Raw genomic sequence first — 14,968 nt, 5'->3', positions numbered from 1 at the left:
TTTTGCTTGAGACGCCTCGATCGATCAGGCATTGCCGCGGATCATGTCCGATGCCTTTTCGCCGATCATGATAGTCACCGCATTGGTATTGGAGCCGACGAGGCTCGGCATGATGGAACTGTCGCAGATGCGGATGCCATCGAGGCCGTGGACGCGCAGTTGCGGGTCGACCACCGACATCTCGTCCCGCCCCATCTTGCAGGTGCAGGTGGGGTGATAGGAGGTACGCCCGTATTGGCGCGCATAGGCGACATAGTCTTCCTGCGTGCGCACGTTTCTATCGGGAAAATGCAACGTTTTGATGCATTTCTGCAGGGAAGGCTGGCCAAAGATTTCCTGACTGATCTTCACGCCTTCAGCGGAAATCGTTACATCGTCGGGGTCGCCGAGGAAGTTCGGATCGATAACGGGCAAGGCGCGCGGATCGGCCGAGCGCAAGGTCACGGTTCCGCGCGACTTCGGCCGAAGCGTATAGGAGTTGAGCGTGATGCCGGACGCGCCCTTCGGCACGCTCGGTACGCCTGCCTCCGCCCCCGCGCCCGCAAGGAAGTGGAACTGCAGGTCCGGGGTCGGGCTCGCCTCGTCGCCATACCAGAACGCCCCACCCTGCACGACGTTGGAGGTGATGCGGCTCGCCTTGTCGCCATACCAGAACGCCCCACCCTCCACGAGGTTGGAGGTGATGGGGCCGGACTTGAAGAGTGTGTACTGAATGCCTGCCCAGATCGACCAGTGCAACTTGTTGTATTTGTCGAGGCTATCGTGGTTCTTCAGTTCCGCGACGATGTCGACGCCAAAATGGTCCTGGAGGTTCTGCCCTACGCCGGCCATGTCCTGCACCACCTCGATGCCGTGGCTGTTGAGCGCATCGGCCGGTCCGACGCCGGAGAGCATCATCAGCTTCGGCGTGCCGATGGCGCCAGAGGTAAGAATCACTTCGCTTTCCGCCCGCGCCGTCGTGCGGTAGCCGCCGGCCTCATAGTCGACGCCCACCGCACGGAGTCCCTCGAAGACAATGCGCAGGACAAGCGCACCGGTGACGACCGCCAGGTTCGGACGCTTCAGGGCCGGACGCAGATAGCCGACGGCCGCCGAGCAGCGCCGGTTGTCGCGCGTCGTCGTCTGGTAGACGCCCGCCCCCTCCTGCACCGGGCCATTGAAATCCGGATTGTAGGGAATGCCGAACTCCTGGCAGCTCTGCACGAAGGCGCGCGTCATGCGTTGCGGCTCGGGGATGTTGGAGACGCCGAGCGGGCCATCCGTTCCATGCCAGGCACCGGAGAGGATCGAATTGCCCTCCGATCGCAGGAAATATTTCTGGATGTCCTTGAAGCCCCACCCTTCCGCGCCTTCCTCGACCCAGCGATCATAATCGGCGGGCACACCACGCGTGAAAACCTCGGCATTGATCGACGACCCGCCCCCGAGCACCTTGGCCTGCGCGTAAAGGATCTCACGGTTGTTGGCGTGCTTCTGGGGCGCGGTCTTCAGGCCCCAAGTGAGCGGCCCCGTCGTCATCTTAGCGAAGCCAACGGGCATGTGGATGAGCGGATTGGTATCGCGCCCGCCCGCCTCGATGAGGCACACTCGCGCGGACGGGTTTTCCGAAAGCCGCGCCGCCAGCACGCACCCGGAGGTACCGCCGCCGACGATCACATAATCATAGCCAGCGGCCATCATGCGATCCAATGCGTGCGCTTGCCGATCTCGACATGAACGGACTTCACCTGCGTATATTCCTCTACCCCATACATCCCGGCCTCTCGGCCCCAGCCGGACTGCTTGAAGCCGCCGAGCGGCATTTCGGGACCGCCGGCCATGATCGTGTTGACCCAGAAGCGCCCGGCGCGAACCCGGCGGCTCACCATCAGTGCCTTGTCGATATTCTTCGTCCAGACGCTCGCCGCAAGACCGTAAACCGTGTCATTGGCAAGCTTGATGGCTTCTTCCAACGTATCGAAATGCATGGAGCACAGCACGGGGCCGAAAATCTCGTCGCGGGCGATGACCATGTCGCATGAAACGCCGGAGAAGAGCGTCGGCGCGATATACTGGCCGCGACCAAGATTGATCGGCCCGCCGCCGGTGAGAAGTTTTGCGCCCTCGGCCTTGCCCTTCGCGATGTAGTCGAGGATCGTGGCGTTCTGCGCCTCTGTCGTAATGGCCCCGACCTGAGTCGCCTCGTCCAGCGGATCGCCGACGCGGATCTTCTTCATTTTTTCGACGAGCAGCTTTTCGAATTCGGCGGCGATGGAGCGCTCGACGATCAGGCGGGAGGAGGAGACGCAGCATTGCCCGGTGTTAAAGCTGATGCCGAAGGCCGCGCCGTCGGCGGCGTCTTCCAGATCGGCATCGGCGAAGACGATGATGGGGTTCTTGCCGCCAAGCTCCAGGCCGAGCTTCTTGAAGTTGCTGTTGGCTGCCGCGTGGACGCAGGAGCGGCCGACGGCTGTCGAGCCGGTGAAGGACAGCATGTCGACGTCAGGATGCTCGGACAGCGCCTGGCCAATCCTGCGGCCGGCACCGGTGATGACGTTGTAGACACCGGCCGGAAGGCCCGCTTCCGCCAGCACTTCGGCGAGCAGCAGCGTCGTTGCAGCGGTGACTTCCGACGGCTTCACGATCATCGTGCAGCCAGAGGCGAGGATGAAGGGCACGCGCTCGCAGAGGATCAGGAACGGGAAGTTCCAGGGCGTGATGAGGCCGACGACGCCGATCGGCTCGCGCAGCACCATGCCGAAGAGATCGTCGCCGAGCGAGTTGAAGCTGTCTCCGTGCAGCATGCGCGCCGCACCGGCGCCCGTTTGGAAGCAGGCGATGCAGTGATCGATTTCACCTCGCGCTTGGGAGATCGGCTTGCCGTTTTCCAGCGCCTCCCAATAGGCGATTTCGTCGCGACGGCGGCGCAAGATTTCAGCAACGCGCAACAGGACGCTTCCGCGGGCCGCACCCGAAAGGCCAGCCCAGCGGCGATCTTCGAAGGCGCGGCGCGCCGCGGCGACGGCGGCGTTCAGATCATCGACCGTGCAACGAACCGTGCGCGTGACAGGCGTGCCGTGGCCGGGCGACGTGCGTTCGAAGTATTGCGCGCCGTCTTTCCACTCGCCATCGACGAAAAAGCCGAAGGTGCGCGCTGCGGCCGGGGCAGAAAGGAACGGGTTTTTCTGGTCCACGGGATACCTCCACTTCGATAGGTCTTACGCCGCAATGGCGATTTGCGTCTTCAGGTCGTGCGGCCGTTCCCCGAGGGTGTCGAAAGCCGCCTGGATATTCTCCAGGGAGTAGCTCGCCTTGGTGAAATCATCCGTGCGGAACCGGCCATGCGATAGAAGGGTCAATGCGTCATGCATATCCTCCCCCATGCCCGCGACGGAGCCCTTGAGGCTCGTCTCCTCCAGAACCGTGCGGAGGATATCGAGGGGGACCGTCTCGCCCCGCGACGTGATGCCGAAGAAGGCGATGTGCCCGCCGCGGCGCGTCAGGTCGAAAGCCTGTTCATAGAGCTTTCTGTTGCCGACGCTTTCGACCACCAGATCCGCGCCGCGTCCGCCGGTCATCCGCAGCACGGTTTTCTTGAGCTCGGCCGGATCGGACACCGCCGCATCCGCGCCGGCTTCGAGAGCCATCCGGGAGCGCTCGGCGGACAGATCGGCGACGATAATGGGGGCCGCGCCGACGAGCCGCATCATCTGCACATGAAGATTGCCGATCGGCCCTGCGCCGAAGATTACGACCGACTGGCCGAAGGTCGCCCTCGCCTTGCGCGCGGCGCGGACGACGCAGGCGACCGGCTCGGTGAGGACGAGAACTTCGTCAGCGATGTTAGCCTCAACGGGGATCGCGAGGCGCGCGGGCACGGCGACGAATTCGGCGAAAGCCCCATCCCTGCCGATGCCGACCTGGGTGACCTCGGCGCAGTTCAACACCTCATTACGCCGGCACCAGAAGCATGTGCCGCAGCCGATATTAATGTCGACGACCACGCGCGTACCAGGCGCCAGATGGCGCACATTGGTGCCCATCTCAGCAATCGTGCCGCAGAACTCATGGCCGGGGATCAGCGGCAATTGGTCAGCGGCGTAGTGGCCGTTGAAGATATGGATATCCGTGCCGCAAATGCCTGTGCGCGTTACCCGCACCAGTACATCATCCGGCCCGACGGACGGCACCGGAACGTCGCGGAGTTCGAAGCGCTTCGGCGCAGTGAGGACAGCGGCGCGCATGGTGCTCATGGCCAGATCCTCACTTCACGGTGCGCAGCTTTGCGCGGTCGATGGTCAGCGCGATGGCGACGATCAGCACGACGCCGAAAACCATCTGCTGGCGCGTCGCGTCGATCTCGAAATAGAGCATCGAGGCGCGGATGACGGCAACAATGAGCGTACCGACCACGGTGTTGACGACACCGCCGACGCCACCTGTCAGCGGCGTACCACCGACGAGCACCGCAACGATGGCCGGCAGCAGGAAGCCGTTGGCGATCGTCGGCGCACCGCCCGAAAGCTTTACAGCAAAGAGGAGGCCGGCAATGGCGGCGAGTGCGCCCGAGATCGCGAAAGCAAGAATCTTGTAGCGGGCGACATTGAGGCCTGAGGCCGCGGCCGCGAGTTCGCCGGCACCGACGGCCTTCAGGGCACGGCCAAGCGTCGTGCGTCGCTCGATGAAGAGGCAGATCGCGACGAGCGCCGCGGCAATCAGCAGCTCATGCGGCACGCCCCAGGTGCGGCCGATCATCCAGCCGAAGGTCTCGTTGCGCTGTGTGGCATCCATGTTGAGTGCGCGCTGGCCGGAGAGCCATTGCGCAATAGAAAAGGCGACACCGCCGACAGCGAGCGTGGAGATGAAGGACGGCACGAAAAGCCGCGTCGTCACATAACCGGAGAGCATGCCGAGCAGGAAGCCGGCAAGCACGCACAGCACGGCGACCCACGCCCCCATGGAGGCGAGATATACCGAGGCGACGACCGTCACCATGTTCGCCATGGACTGGGCCGAAAGATCGATGCCCCCGATATAGATAGCAAAGGTGAGCCCGAGCGCCATGATGAAGAGCGGCACGATATCCCCGGCGATGCCGAGTAGGTTCGAAGGGCGCAGGAAGCCGGGATCGTTGACGCCGACGATCGCGACGAGCACGACCAGCGTGATCCAGGGTAGGTGCGGTTTGAGGCGCTGAATATCCATCTCTTCCCTCAGATCATATGGTGCAGCAGGTCGAAGGGCGTGGGCTTGGCGCCCGGCTTACAGGCGAATTGCTTCTGGATGCGCCCGTCCTTGACGACGATGATGGTGTGCGACAGGCCGATCCCTTCTTCCAGCGTATCGGCGACGAGCACGATGCCGACGCCTGCCTCGCCCATCGCGCGGATCATGTCGTAGACGTCTTCCTTCGCGCCGATGTCGAGGCCGCGCGTCGGGTGGTCGAGCAACATGATGTCGGAGCCGGCGGAACGCCATTTGGCCAGCACGACCTTCTGCTGATTGCCGCCCGAGAGATTGCCGCAATCGGCAAATTCCGAATGTGCCTTGATCGAGAGTTTCTTGATCCAGTCGCGCGCCAGCGCCCGCTCCTCGTTAACGCGCAGTACCCCCCCGCTCGAATGGTTCCGCATCTGCGAGAGCGTCATGTTCTCGTAGACGTTCATGCCGGCGACGATGCCTTCGATCTTGCGTTCGCGCGGCACATAGCCGACCCCATGGGCGACCGACTGGCGCGGCGAATAGCCTGTGGCGTCAGCGCCCTTGATCTTGAGACGGCCGGTCGCCGGCGTCAGCATGCCGTAGATCGTGCGCAGGATCGCCTCGCGCCCGGAACCTTCCGTGCCGACGAGACACAGGACTTCACCGGCATGCACTTTGAACGAGATATCCTGGATGCTGCCCGGCAGTCCGACGGCCGCCATCTCGACCAGCACCTTCGAGCCATCGAACGGCTTCTGCAGGTGTTCTCGGTAATATTGCTTGTCGACGTTGCGGCCGACCATCTTGTGCTGGATGGCCTCCGCCGTCGCGCCGCCCCGCTCTACCACGTCGACCACCTCGCCGTCCTTCATGACATAGATGCGGTCGGAGAGCTCCATCACCTCTTCCATGCGATGCGAAACGAAGATGAAGGAGGCGCGCGTCGTCAGCTCCCGCACAAGCTTGAAGAGCAGCTCGACCTCTTCCTTCGATAGAACCGAGGTCGGCTCGTCGAGCAGGATGACGAGGTCGCCCTTCACCCGCTCCTCCAGTGTCAGAACCTTGGCGAGTTCGACAAGCTGGCGCTGGGCGAAGGAGAGTTTCGAGGTCACCGTCACCGGGTCGATGTCGAGCTTCACCTTGGCGAGCTGCGCCTTGGCCGCGCTCGCCATCGCCTTCCAGTCGACCACGCCGAAGCGGACGAACTGGCGCTCGTAGCCGAGAAAGATGTTCTCCATGACAGAGAGGTTCGGGATCAGGGACTGTTCCTGGAACACCATCCCGATGCCCTTTTCCATCGCCTGGCGCGGATTGGCGAAGCGAACGGACGCGCCGTTGATAAGGACCTGGCCGCCATCCGGCTGGTAGGCGCCGTAGATGACCTTCATCAGCGTGGATTTGCCGGCGCCGTTCTCACCGACGAGACCGACGATCTCACCGCGCTTGATGTGGAAATTGATAGACTTCAGCGCGTGGACGCCGGGGAATTTCTTGTCGACGGCTTTCAGCTCGTACATGGCGCTCCTCACTTAACGAAGGAAACCATCTTGCGGTCGGTGGAAAGCACCACCGCAAGAATGACGAGGAGGCCCAGCACTCCGTCCTGGAGGAAATCGGGCAGACCGATGACGACCATGCCGTTGTCGATGACGTTGACGATAAGAACGCCGACGAGCGCGTTCCACACGCCGCCGATGCCGCCCCAGAGCGCCACGCCACCGACGACCACAGAGGTGATGGAGACGAACATGAAGTTTGCGCCCGTCACAGATTCCGCCTGCCCGATGCGGGCGACGACGAGGATCGCGGCGATGGCGTAGAAGACGCCGGCGAGCGCAAAGCCGGTGACGCGGACGCGGGTGACGTTGAGGCCCGAGGCGTGAGCGAGGTCCTCGCCGCCGCCGACAGCGTAGAAATTGCGGCCGAGCGTCGTGTGGGTTTGGATGAACCTGCCGACGAACAGGAAGAGGGCCGCGACATAGACCATCAGCGGGAAGCCGAGCCAGCGCACCGTGAGCAGGCCGCGGAAGGTGGCATCGCTGACCTTCACGATATCACCGCCGGTCAGCAGGATCGCGGCACCGGTGCCGACAAAGCCCATGGCGAGGCTTGCCATGAAGGACGGGATCTTCAGTTTCACATGCACCAGCCCGTTCAAGAGCCCGAGCATGCCGCCGAGCACAAGCACAAGCGGAATGGCTATCCAGCCGAAGCCGGCGAGCGTGCCGCCAAGCTGGGCGAAGATGAAGGCGAAGGAGACCGCCGTGAGCGAGACCGTTCCCTCCATGGAAAGGTCGATCGAACCCATGACGATGATGAAGGTGACGCCGACGGCGACCATGAGCGCCGGGGCCGCCGCGATCGCGATACGGGCAAAGTTCCGCAAGGAAAAGAAGGTCGGGTTGAGTGCGGTGAAAAAGATCAGCAGCGCGATCAGCACCAGTAGCGGCGCCCACTTGATCAAGGTTTCGCGCGAAAGGCGACGTGTCACGTCAGACACCCCTCTAATGGTTTCGCAGGAGATGTGGCGGCAGCGTACGGCTGCCGCCCTGCCTATGGTCAGGACTTGTACTGGATCTGACCGTTCGACGGGCCCCAGAAGTCCTTCCAGTCGTAGGTCGGCACGGAATCCAGGTACTTCGCCTTGAATTCCGCCGCGTCCTTGGCCGTAACGAGAATCGTCGGGCCATAGAATTCGCGATGCTCCTTCGGCTCCTCGGAAGGTTTGAAGGTGCCGATGGCGGCATGGTAGGCGAGTGCAGCGCTGATGCCGCCGCCCCAATGCGGATTGGTGAAGACGGTGGCGAGTAGCTGACCATCCATGACCATCTGCACGGCTTCCGGATTGCCGTCATAGGCGACGATCGGCATGTTCTCGATGCCCTCGGCACGCAGCGCCTCGATGACGCCGTAGGCTATGTTGTCATTGGCGCAATGCACGCCCTTGATCTTGTCACCGTAGCGCGTCAGGAACGAGGCCATCAGTGCCGCGCCCTTCTGTGTGTCCCAGTCGGCCGGCTCGGCATCGAGCAGCTCGACCTTCGGGAAGTCCTTCAGTGCGTTCTTGAGGCCGTTGAGGCGCTCGACGGCCGGATTGTTGGCTGCGATGCCGCCGAGATGGACCACGCCACCCTCACCGCCCATGGCTTTGAAGAGGATGCGGGCGGTTTCTTCCGCCGGCTTTTCGTCCGACCAGGTCATGTGCGAGACATAGTTGTCGCCGATGTCCCAGGGGTGCAGGTCGTCGGTCTTGTTCCAGATCGTCGACACATAGGCGCCGGCAGCTTGAACGGCCTCGACGACCGGACGGGCGTTCGGGCTGTCATTGGCATCGCAGGCAATGGCGCAATTGCCATTGTTCTTGGCAAGGAAGGCCTTGATGTCAGCGAGCGACTTTTCCGTCGAGCCCTCGTTGATAAGGCTGATGAGTGTGCTCTTCGGCTTGCCGAGCGACTCCACGAAGGCCTCGCCGCCGGAGACGACAGAGTTCCAGTATGCCGAGGCGCGGTCGCGGTAGCTCCAGGCAATCGCCGGGTCTGTCAGCGCGGCGCGTGCGATGCCGCCACCGAATAGTCCCGGCACGGCAGCCGCGCCCATGCCGGCCGCAGCTGCGAACAGAAAATTGCGACGGCTGACCGTTTCGCGCTCGATGAAATCCTTGATAAAGGTCGACATTGGTTCCTCCCAATCTTCGATTGAAACGCTTCGCGCGTCACGACTGGCGCTGCTGTCGACAGGAGAGCCTTGCCTTCGGGCGAGGCGCTCCGGCGTGACCTACGCCATTTAACGCACTAACCAGTTACTTCTTTTAGTTTGCCCAAGTCAAGCGGTTTCAGTATGATCAAGACAAGCAATCGCGTCGAACGGCTGTGACGGACGGCGACGCGCGTGTATGAGTTGCAGGGAAGAAATCCCGACCGCGGCAGAGGGCAGGCGCAAAACATGACGGGCGAACGAAACGAAAAACCGGGACGAAAACCGCGCATCCGCGACGCGGAAGCCACCAAAGCGCGCATCCTCGAGGCGGCAAAAAAAGAATTTGCAAAGAAAGGCTTGGGTGGGGCGCGCGTCGACGACATCGCAGAGAAGGCGAAGGCCAACAAGCGCATGATCTACCACTATTTCGAGAGCAAGGAGGGCCTGTTCCAGACCATTCTCGAAGAGGCCTATCTCGATATTCGCAACGCCGAGCAGAAGCTGCACCTGGAAGATCTTGACCCGAAGGCAGCGCTCGAAAAACTGGTGCGCTTCACCTGGGAATACTACCTGAAGAACCCGGAATTTCTGACGCTCGTCAACAGCGAAAATCTGCATCGAGCCAAGCACCTGAAAAAGTCGGAGATCGTCAAGGTCTCCAGCAGGAAGCTCGTGAACTTGGTCTCGAGCATCCTTGAGCGCGGGGTGAAGGCGGGCGTCCTCCGCGACGGCATCGATCCCGTGCAGCTCAACATCACCATCGCGGCCGTCGGCTACTACTACCTGACAAACCGCTTCACCGGTTCGATCATCTACGAGCGGGACCTGATGGCCAAGGACGCCCTGGAGCAGCGCATCCAGTTCAATATCGATACGATCATGCGGCTCGTTGCCGCTTGACGTTACCGGCCGGCGGCACATTCCCTGAAACGGTCCGGAATCAAGGAAGTCGCGGCGGTGGCAGGCGTCGGTCGCAACGGCATCTTACGTGCTTTCGGGAACCGGCCGACCCTCCGAAGCGACACGCAAGCAGGTGCTGGCGGCGGCGGATGGGTCGTGTTGCAAAGTTTTTCTGCGTCATGAAGGTGGTCGAGACCGACCGCTGTCATGCCGCCAGTATGGCGAACTGCTCGGCCAGGGAGGGATTTGGGTTGAACGCGTACCTTGCCTGTCGCTTGTCCGCGAGGCCTCGGCAAACAAACGGGCTGCGGCGGCAGTTGGATGAAGTCGCCGCCCGGCGTGTAGAAGGCGCGATTGCCGCCGATGCGAATTTCTGCGCCGCTGGGAGCGATGAACGCCTCGGCCTGCGGGATGATTTCGCGTTTGGGCAGCGGCTCAGACTGGGTGTAAAACTGCTCGGGCAGGCCCTCGCACTGCGCGACATTGAAGACGGTGAAACGCTTGAGGAAGGGCACCGCCTGCGGCTCGGTGTCTTCTTTTCTAGCGCGTTCCTTCTCGTTCTTCGGGATGAAGCGATCGGCATGAACGATAGTCGAGCCGTGCTCGCCTTTTCGACATTGCCGCAAGCGAAAGCGCCTGCCGGAAGGTGAGCCAGTTCTGGCCGGGGTGGCCGCGCTCGATCAGCGCGCCCCACAGGATCAGGATGTTGATGCCGGAACGTTGCGACCGGTGGCGGCATTCTTCGGCAAGCCAAGAGCTGATTTGGCGCTGCCCCAAGGGTTTGACCCAAGGCAGCGAGCCCCGCTCCAGATCTGCGATGATGCGGTCGGTGATCTCGCAATAAAGGCTCGCCCTTGGAGCCTCGTTCTTGTTCCCGCCCACTTCGCCACGGGCACCACGCTTGCCGGTCTGCGCATGATCTTCGTTTCCGGTCGCTAATCTCCCGCGCCTTACCCGTGAGTGGGTGGGCGGCAGAAAGCGACTGGCTTGGCCCGCTGAACGAGGCGGGCCGCACCCGGAGGGCCGCAACGGAGTGGAGAATGTGAGCCAAGCAGGCATTGCGGCACGCCGCAGCGGGCTTAGAAAGGAGCGTCGCCCACCCCGCGAGCGGGGGCTGGCAACACAAAACAAAACCGCATCGCGAAGCGATGGCCTGAAGCAGCTATCAAATCGCCCTGACCGGCATATCGCTCAAGAGCGACTTGCAGGGCTACATTTGCTTTGAACGTTCTGGGAATGGTGCCGAGCGGTGATCATCGCGCTGACGAGGAGCTCCTGACTATGCCGTAGGATAAGTTCATCACGTCATTGAGGAAGCCGTGGTGACGCCGGCCTGATTCCGTCCACACCTTTGCGCCGGATTCGACCGTTCCCGGCTACTCCGGAGTTTCGTTCCGAGCCCCTTGCCGGCGAAAGCGGGATATGGTGCAGCTGCCATAACATAGCGACGGTATGTGATGAGTTTAGTTTGGGCCGGTGCTTTCGTTGAGAAGCCAAGCCCCGCCCGCGCTCTCCACGCCGGATCGGGCCGCAGCGCTGCGCCGGCTCCCGCTCAGCCTCCAACGAATAGAAAGTCTGCTGTCCGGCGCTCCAGGAAGTATGCGTCTCAATCCGCAAACAGGATAGGCGGCAACGCGAGCCGAGGGCGCAGCGCAGTTGGCCAGTTGGCCTATCGCTTGGGCTTGCGGGTCGCTCGCGAGCACGGCGACGACGCGCTTCAAACTCCCTTGCCGCGCTCTGATGGGTCATATCCGACGGCTGTACCAGGCAGCAAGAGGCCGAAGAGATGACCCGTGCCAGAGCTCGGTTTAATCGCCGCGCAGAATCTTTGCTTCGAGTGCGGCCACGACGAAAGCGCCTCGAGCAGCTGGCGACCGAGCCTTCCCACGCAGCACCTGCAGACACACGTCCATTGCTATCCTACTCTTCTCGGTCTGACGACCAATATCCCGCAGCAAGATAGCGGCGGCGTCATTGACGTCGAGCACGATACGCTCTGAGCCATGGCGGCCGACCTGCACAATGACTGGCCTTTCGAATCTGCTCGAGCCGGCCATCTCCCCTCCCCCTTCCCTCCTTGACAGACAGTCTGCGGCGGCAGGCCGAATGCTAAACCGAATGTTACTCGCGCCTCGCCCCAGTCGCATCGGCGAATAGGATTTAGACTTTTGCGGTGCCCGCTTTGCAGGCAGCAATCCACTGCATCGCAGAGGTCGCATCCTCTAATATGCCAACCTGCTTTGCAAAGTCGTAAAGCGCGTTACGCGCCGCACCTACAGGCTTGTGCCCATCGTAGGCATCATGGCACGTCCTAAGGGCAGTTTCGTGGGCACGATCTCTGCGATCTGGCGGCCATTCATCGAGATGATCGATGGCTTCGGCAAGACTTGCAATCTCTTGCACGATGTAGGTGGAGCGCTTCACGAAAATGGGGCTGCTGAAAGCCTCGGCCTTCATTTGTTCCTCCCGACCTGCTGAACAGCCAGTTCACGTGAGGCAGGGGCCACATCGGCGCCCGCCGATCGTCGCACAAAGTGTTGTCGGCGCGATGACGCTTCAAGAGGGAAACGCGGGCGTGATGCCATCGGCCATTGGCCGAAGCATCTCAAGGCGCTCTCAATGGTCAAGCGGTGGCCGGTTCTCTCCGCTTCGTTCGGTATGCTCTGCATTCGAACGGCAAGTTGCAGTTCCTTTGCGGCGGGATCGACACCCCAGCCGAGGGAAGCTCGAATCCTTGCCTACCTCATTGACGAGCTCAACCCGGTCAGTGATGCAGATTGCATAGAAGAAAACTCGCCAAGTTCGCCGACACAAAACGCCCGCGGTATGCGCACGGCGCCCGCGCCTGGGAATGGATTGAACGAGCCCCTGGAATGCTACCAGGCACCCTCGGCCCGTAGTCGAAGTCACGCATGGAGAGGCGGATGCGGTAAAACGCGCACGCCGGGGTTCGCAGCGGAGATGAAGAAACCGCCTCGGTAACGAGGTAAGGCGCTTTATCCCTACTCAAGCCAGGCCAAGCGCCGGGGCTGCGGCAGCGGGTGCGTCAGGGATGCGTGCCCGAAGGGGTGAAGACGACCGCAGGCCGGCTTCAGCGAAGCCCGCAGCCCGGCCCGCAGGGAGACGCCCACCTGATCTCTTCCCGCGCCGATCCGCGAGGCATCGATAAGCCAGGCGCGGCATGCGCCCTTCTCATCCGTCGAGAACCACTGCGGTCGCGTCGACGCAGATCCCCACTGCCGCAGGTCTTGCTCGGAATTGCGATAGCGATGCCAAGAAATGGAAAGTGCCGAAGAATACGATTGTTCGCTCTTTACCAAAACTTCTGCGTGGCATTTTAATTGCATGAATGGAGATTGAAGAACGAAAATACCCAGGAGAGCTAGCCTTCCCGCTGCAGATCCACGAGCTTGCGGAAGAGTACCGCAAGGCGGCAACCCTGCTGCTTCGGCTCGGCCGGCCAGGCAAGCCGCTCACTCGAGCGCCGTTCAGATTGTCGGCAATCCATGCGATCGAACTCTATCTGACCGCGCTTTTGCTCCACCGTGGGCACAGCCCCAATCAGATCCGCAAAATGCAGCACGATCTGTCGGCGCGCACGGAACTCGCCTTGGAAGCGAGGCTGCGCCTTCGCGCGAAAACCGCCCAACATCTTCACTCCCTCAGCCAGAACCGGGAATATCTCGTGACCCGTTACGGCCCGGAGCTGGCTGCAACCGCCTCGCAGATAAACCGGCTTACCGCTACTCTGGACGAGGTGGCGGCAAAGTTAACCATATTGATCGGCTTGTCCTCAACTTTGCCGCAGCCGTCGGTCTTACGCCGAAGACCTCGCCTTGATGCGCGCGATGCTGTCGGGATCCGAGACGAAGTCATCGAGGAAGTCGCTCCACTTTTCGGCCGAGCGGCGAGCATGGGTAAGCATCTGTGTTAGCTCGTCAATGCCGTCGTCGGTGAGAGCGGTTATTGCCTTCTCCGTACCGTCATGGACACTGATGATACTGCCAGAGCTGAGATTGTCATCGTTGCTGACGATCGCCTGAAGGAGCTCGAGATCCTCCCCGATCATTTGCGAAACGTGGTCGATTGTGAAGACGTGGGTTATTGTCGGCATCAAGCGGCCTCGGCGTAGGTCACGGTGACAGGTATCCAACTCCAGGGAAGAGTTTCGTCAAGGTTGATGCGAAGTCAAAGGTGTCCAGCCGTCTTCTGCCAGTGCGCCACGGCTCTCGGGCGTCTATATAACCTCGGCATGGAAATTGCGCCGACACTCAAACGTGCTTGAACGCGCGCACCTTCGCTACCTGTGCACTTGCACAGGTTGTAGGCAGGCCTGCCGAAGGCGCGGATCGAGTGTTCCTGCGCATTTGTTCATTGTTGGCACCCCGGACACTCAACCGTGTTGCTAGAACAACCCACCTGCTCCGTTCCAACAGCAGCATTGGCCACCGGAACGCTCCCCTTGCGCGCACTGAAAGGCGATGCCGGCGCTCAGGCAGTCGGAGTCAGTCATGCCGAGGCGCCATTTCCTTTTCCTCTCAAGTCGCTCGAGCCGCACGCGCTCTATTCGCTCTGGAGTCCAGTAGGTTGGGTCGCGGTTGGCTCGATCGGGGGTCCGGCGTCTTTCAATTTAGCTATAGGCTAGGAAAAGCTCCTTAGATCCCGCAGTCAGGAGTCCACCAATCGGTCGAGATGGCTGCGAACCGCGTTGCGGGCGGGATTGGGTGCTCCGACGGATCGATACCCAATACCTGCGCCATTTCTTCTTCGATGGCATATTGTCGCCCCTAGCTAAGTGGTGTGGACAAACCTGATCCACACGACCTAGCGCGATTGGAGCCAACCGGCCTGGGACCTGGCGGCCGGCCTCTGGCTCTACGCCGCAAAGATCGGGGCCGATTCCGCGCGTCTGCATCGAATGACGGAAGTCAAAGGTGGTCTCGGAACGGGGTGCTCGGCATTTATGATCCGACCGAGCGCCAGCGAGTGACCCGTCGGCGGGCTCGACGGCGGCATCATGTCAGGGGACTTCGGCCTCCAGCCGCGCGAGGAATGCCGAGACCTCGGCGTCGATGTCGATCGGTTCAGTCACCGTGGGTGACATCCTAGCCTGAAAAATTCACGGTGGGTTGGCGGATGTGGTTCAAGCCGTTGAAATGACGTAGAATTTGGTTGCTAAGGCCGATCCGAA

12 protein-coding genes and 1 pseudogene are annotated in these 14,968 nt (G+C 61.9%); 2 read left to right on the top strand and 11 right to left on the bottom strand.

The window, feature by feature from the left end:
- Nucleotides 1–24: 24 nt before the first annotated feature.
- The 7 genes from NKK47_RS21520 to NKK47_RS21490 form a co-directional block, all read right to left on the bottom strand.
- A complete protein-coding gene (locus tag NKK47_RS21520) occupies nt 25–1,677 on the bottom strand; it encodes a GMC family oxidoreductase (RefSeq protein WP_352578220.1) in 1,653 nt (550 codons plus the stop codon).
- Nucleotides 1,677–3,173, bottom strand: a complete 1,497-nt coding sequence (locus tag NKK47_RS21515; RefSeq protein WP_352578181.1) for an aldehyde dehydrogenase family protein — start codon at nt 3,171–3,173, stop codon at nt 1,677–1,679. The genes NKK47_RS21520 and NKK47_RS21515 overlap by 1 nt, the downstream gene beginning before the upstream one ends.
- Nucleotides 3,174–3,197: 24 nt before the next feature.
- The gene (locus NKK47_RS21510) at nt 3,198–4,169 is read right to left on the bottom strand and encodes a zinc-dependent alcohol dehydrogenase (RefSeq protein ID WP_352529041.1); all 972 of its coding nucleotides are present in this window, start codon (nt 4,167–4,169) and stop codon (nt 3,198–3,200) included.
- A 73-nt stretch (nt 4,170–4,242) separates the two neighbouring features.
- Entirely contained in the window at nt 4,243–5,184 is a 942-nt protein-coding gene (locus NKK47_RS21505) for an ABC transporter permease (RefSeq protein WP_352496352.1), read from the bottom strand.
- A gap of 8 nt (nt 5,185–5,192) precedes the next feature.
- Nucleotides 5,193–6,698 (bottom strand): sugar ABC transporter ATP-binding protein, encoded by a 1,506-nt coding sequence (locus tag NKK47_RS21500; protein WP_352578180.1) that lies wholly within the window; start codon nt 6,696–6,698, stop codon nt 5,193–5,195.
- Between the two features lie 8 nt (nt 6,699–6,706).
- A complete protein-coding gene (locus NKK47_RS21495) occupies nt 6,707–7,672 on the bottom strand; it encodes an ABC transporter permease (protein ID WP_352496350.1) in 966 nt (321 codons plus the stop codon).
- Nucleotides 7,673–7,740: 68 nt separating this feature from the next.
- On the bottom strand, nt 7,741–8,856 hold the full coding sequence (locus NKK47_RS21490; protein WP_352578179.1) for a sugar ABC transporter substrate-binding protein: 1,116 nt from the start codon (nt 8,854–8,856) through the stop codon (nt 7,741–7,743).
- A gap of 267 nt (nt 8,857–9,123) precedes the next feature.
- Here NKK47_RS21490 and NKK47_RS21485 point away from each other — a divergent pair, with 267 nt between their 5' ends.
- A complete protein-coding gene (locus NKK47_RS21485; RefSeq protein ID WP_352517369.1) occupies nt 9,124–9,777 on the top strand; it encodes a TetR/AcrR family transcriptional regulator in 654 nt (217 codons plus the stop codon).
- 353 nt (nt 9,778–10,130) lie between these two features.
- Here NKK47_RS21485 and NKK47_RS21480 read toward each other — a convergent pair.
- The 3 genes and pseudogenes from NKK47_RS21480 to NKK47_RS21470 form a co-directional block, all read right to left on the bottom strand.
- Nucleotides 10,131–10,836: pseudogene (locus NKK47_RS21480) on the bottom strand (ArdC-like ssDNA-binding domain-containing protein); the annotation flags it as partial.
- A 749-nt stretch (nt 10,837–11,585) separates the two neighbouring features.
- On the bottom strand, nt 11,586–11,834 hold the full coding sequence (locus NKK47_RS21475; protein ID WP_352578178.1) for a DUF982 domain-containing protein: 249 nt from the start codon (nt 11,832–11,834) through the stop codon (nt 11,586–11,588).
- 103 nt (nt 11,835–11,937) lie between these two features.
- Nucleotides 11,938–12,234 (bottom strand): DUF982 domain-containing protein, encoded by a 297-nt coding sequence (locus NKK47_RS21470; protein WP_352578177.1) that lies wholly within the window; start codon nt 12,232–12,234, stop codon nt 11,938–11,940.
- An 892-nt stretch (nt 12,235–13,126) separates the two neighbouring features.
- Here NKK47_RS21470 and NKK47_RS21465 point away from each other — a divergent pair.
- Complete coding sequence (locus tag NKK47_RS21465) at nt 13,127–13,711, top strand: hypothetical protein (protein ID WP_352578176.1); 585 nt, start codon at nt 13,127–13,129, stop codon at nt 13,709–13,711.
- Here the strand turns inward: NKK47_RS21465 and NKK47_RS21460 are convergent.
- Nucleotides 13,595–13,891 carry a hypothetical protein gene (locus NKK47_RS21460; protein WP_352578175.1) on the bottom strand — a complete coding sequence of 99 codons (297 nt, stop codon included), beginning with the start codon at nt 13,889–13,891 and terminating at the stop codon, nt 13,595–13,597. The genes NKK47_RS21465 and NKK47_RS21460 overlap by 117 nt on opposite strands.
- Nucleotides 13,892–14,968 lie beyond the last annotated feature (1,077 nt).

The organism is Mesorhizobium sp. M0019 (genome assembly GCF_040323975.1).
Classification (GTDB): Bacteria; Pseudomonadota; Alphaproteobacteria; order Rhizobiales; family Rhizobiaceae; genus Mesorhizobium.
The sequence above is the reverse complement of the archived record's forward strand: the minus strand, read 5'-3'. Positions and strand labels throughout refer to the sequence as shown.

Excerpts from the sequence above, each read along its gene's own strand:
- NKK47_RS21460 (WP_352578175.1), bottom strand. The coding sequence starts at position 13,891 with ATGCCGACAATAACCCACGTCTTCACAATCGACCACGTTTCGCAAATG.
- NKK47_RS21490 (WP_352578179.1), bottom strand. The coding sequence starts at position 8,856 with ATGTCGACCTTTATCAAGGATTTCATCGAGCGCGAAACGGTCAGCCGT.
- NKK47_RS21470 (WP_352578177.1), bottom strand. The coding sequence starts at position 12,234 with ATGAAGGCCGAGGCTTTCAGCAGCCCCATTTTCGTGAAGCGCTCCACC.
- NKK47_RS21475 (WP_352578178.1), bottom strand. The coding sequence starts at position 11,834 with ATGGCCGGCTCGAGCAGATTCGAAAGGCCAGTCATTGTGCAGGTCGGC.
- NKK47_RS21485 (WP_352517369.1), top strand. The coding sequence starts at position 9,124 with ATGACGGGCGAACGAAACGAAAAACCGGGACGAAAACCGCGCATCCGC.
- NKK47_RS21505 (WP_352496352.1), bottom strand. The coding sequence starts at position 5,184 with ATGGATATTCAGCGCCTCAAACCGCACCTACCCTGGATCACGCTGGTC.
- NKK47_RS21500 (WP_352578180.1), bottom strand. The coding sequence starts at position 6,698 with ATGTACGAGCTGAAAGCCGTCGACAAGAAATTCCCCGGCGTCCACGCG.
- NKK47_RS21465 (WP_352578176.1), top strand. The coding sequence starts at position 13,127 with ATGGAGATTGAAGAACGAAAATACCCAGGAGAGCTAGCCTTCCCGCTG.
- NKK47_RS21520 (WP_352578220.1), bottom strand. The coding sequence starts at position 1,677 with ATGGCCGCTGGCTATGATTATGTGATCGTCGGCGGCGGTACCTCCGGG.